Raw genomic sequence first — 2,500 nt, 5'->3', positions numbered from 1 at the left:
TGAGTTTTCACCGTGACATTGGGGCACTGGCTTGTGATAAGCTCGTGAGTGTGTCCACGACGTTTCCCTATCCCACCGTCGTGCGTCCGGGCGTCGAAACTAAAAACCGCCCCCCACGCCGTTGCCGGGCGTAGGAGGCAGTCCAAGCAGTTCCCCAGCATTCCAACAACACTCAAGGAACTTTCATGATGGTAGACCCCGATGACCACCGACAAAACTCGTTTCCAGCAAAAAGAGCCACCGACCCCCGACTGGCCTTAGCCCTGGCGGCCTCCTGCGCCGCCCTGGCCGCATACACCACCGACTGGCCCACCGCGGTCCACATCTTCGCCCTGGTTCTAAGCCTCTTCACTCCCCAGCACAAACCCCCCAGCGCTGACGAGTAACAGTTAGCCGCCGAATCCGTGGCACCGCGACGACACCGTAACGCCTAACGCAGTCCCAATCGCCGCCCAAGTCGCACCCCGCCGGCGGCAACGGCCCCATCAGGGCCGTAACACCTCGTTGACGATGCGCAGCACCACCAGCGCCCACCGCTGCTCCACCGCAGTCAACAGCTCGAAGCGTGAATCACCGAGGTCTCGGCGCATCAGGCGACCAGGGTGAGGACCTGGTCGCCGCATTGGGCACAGGGTCAGGTGTCGTACTCGACCAGGCCGTCGAGTTCACGGTGCGCGTAGGCGTGCAGCCGATCCACGTAGTCCAGGATTTCGCCCGGCTCGCCTTCGAGCACAGTGCCGTCACCGTTGGCGTTGAACAGCCCCAGCGCATGCCCCTAGGTGACACCCACTGACCATGGGTCGGCCGGGTCTGGCGCGGGCAGATTCCACTCGTCGGGTGCCGTCTCACGCGTCACCAGTTGGTAGTTGCCGCTGCGGGCGTCTCCCCACTCGTAATGACTGCTCACGCGGACGCCCGCTCACTGTTATAGCGGGGCGGGTCGAAGAACTCGGCCGCCGGGTCGGGACTGGCGTCGAAGACCGTGATCTGGCTGCGTTCTAGCCCCTGGAATCAGTCGTTGTTCAGCTCGGCCAGGCCGTCGCCGAGGTCACATTCATCGGGGTCGAAGTCCGCCGGCACCCGCACCTTCACCCGGTGCCGTGATTCTTCGACCCATTCGATCGCCACTGTCTTAGGTTGCTGCTCAACGTGATTCGCTATCACTGCGCCTCACCGTGCTCGAAGGGGCAGCAATCCGATGTGTGGTCGACGTGCTGGTACCCACGCGCGCAGTGGTAGGAATCTGCCTGCCGCGCCGCCGCAGCGTCGTCGTGCGCACGGCTCAGGAGCCCGTTGAGATCCGCCAGCCGCACGATAAAGCTGCCTCGCACGTCCAGTCCGCTGCCGTAAGCCTGGCGGGGCAGCCTGCCGACCGCAACGCACAGCTCGGAGTCATCGTCGAACGGCGGCTCTGGCCGGGTCTTGGTGAAATCGACCGCCAGCCACGCGCGTTCACGCTCGATCAGCCATGTCCTCACCACCTCGACCGCGCGCCGCTCGCCCGCCGCGCGTGCCTGGTCCTGGCGGGCGAGCAGCGCGGGCTGCTGCGGAGCGGTGGCAGCCCCGGCCGCCGCTCCACGCGGGTTTGTCATCGTCGTCACCTCAGCGCACCCCCGCAGTGCCGCTGACGGCCACGCCGGCGGACTCGTCGAGCCAGCTGGGCCGGTGGAACGTCCATTCGTCACCCGGGGGCCGTACGGGCATCAGCAGCCCGAAGAAGTCCTCACCAATCCGGATCGCGGTCGGGCCGGGCTTGCCGCTCGACGTCACCGATGGGAACACGACCATCTGCACGCCGCTGGCCTGCTCATCAGCACGTGCCTGGGTAAAACGCTTCAGGTAGCCCGGGGTGTATCCCATCCCGACAATGCCACCCATCCGTGAGGCATCCGCCGGCACTAGTTGCCGCCACTTCGGGAACTGGACGTCCAGGCCGCGCACGGTCATTGCTTCTCCGGTGCTGAATCGGAACGTCACCAGCGCACCCGCGTCGGCGACCTCGACGGTCACCTCACGCGTAGTCTCATCCCGCTTGACCGTCTTGGCCATCTTCACCAGAGCCTTCGCATCCGCTCCCGCGACCATCACTGTGAATGCCTCCCCGGAGTACTCCACTCGCGAAGCGCCCAACACAAACCGATCCGTCGCGACCGCCACCAGCTGATCCGCCCCGAACTCCAGACGCACCGCCTCCAGAAACGGCAGCTTCGCCGACGCCGGAGCCGCGAACAGCAGCGCATCGAACACGGCAGTGAATAACGCCTTGGCCTTCAACGTGTTGACGACCGGCATCGCCGCACCCTCCACCGAGGCCTCCCCGACGTCGGCCGGGTTGTCCAGAACAGCTGTCATGCCACTCCCCTTTCGTGGGAATCTCGGGCCGACCCGACTGGCCTGCCCAACACCACCGACACTACCAACGTCCACCGACATTTAGGTTTAGTGGGCGTCCGCGGACGGCGCGAGCCCACCGACCGGAACATCTTGGTGATTCCTGATT

General features: G+C 65.4%; 3 protein-coding genes. All 3 read right to left on the bottom strand.

The window, feature by feature from the left end; translation table 11 throughout:
- Positions 1 to 775: 775 nt before the first annotated feature.
- The 3 genes from BST14_RS31495 to BST14_RS27850 all read right to left on the bottom strand — a co-directional run bounded on the left by BST14_RS31495 (position 776) and on the right by BST14_RS27850 (position 2,352).
- Positions 776 to 907, bottom strand: coding sequence for a hypothetical protein (locus BST14_RS31495; protein ID WP_254902518.1), 132 nt, complete (start codon positions 905 to 907; stop codon positions 776 to 778).
- Between the two features lie 253 nt (positions 908 to 1,160).
- On the bottom strand, positions 1,161 to 1,592 hold the full coding sequence (locus tag BST14_RS27855; protein ID WP_231122134.1) for a hypothetical protein: 432 nt from the start codon (positions 1,590 to 1,592) through the stop codon (positions 1,161 to 1,163).
- Positions 1,593 to 1,602: 10 nt separating this feature from the next.
- Positions 1,603 to 2,352, bottom strand: coding sequence for a beta clamp domain-containing protein (locus BST14_RS27850; RefSeq protein ID WP_081284087.1), 750 nt, complete (start codon positions 2,350 to 2,352; stop codon positions 1,603 to 1,605).
- Between the last annotated feature and the right edge of the window lie 148 nt (positions 2,353 to 2,500).

Source organism: Mycobacterium arosiense ATCC BAA-1401 = DSM 45069, assembly GCF_002086125.1.
Taxonomy (GTDB): domain Bacteria; phylum Actinomycetota; class Actinomycetes; order Mycobacteriales; family Mycobacteriaceae; genus Mycobacterium; species Mycobacterium arosiense.
The sequence above is the reverse complement of the archived record's forward strand: the minus strand, read 5'-3'. Positions and strand labels throughout refer to the sequence as shown.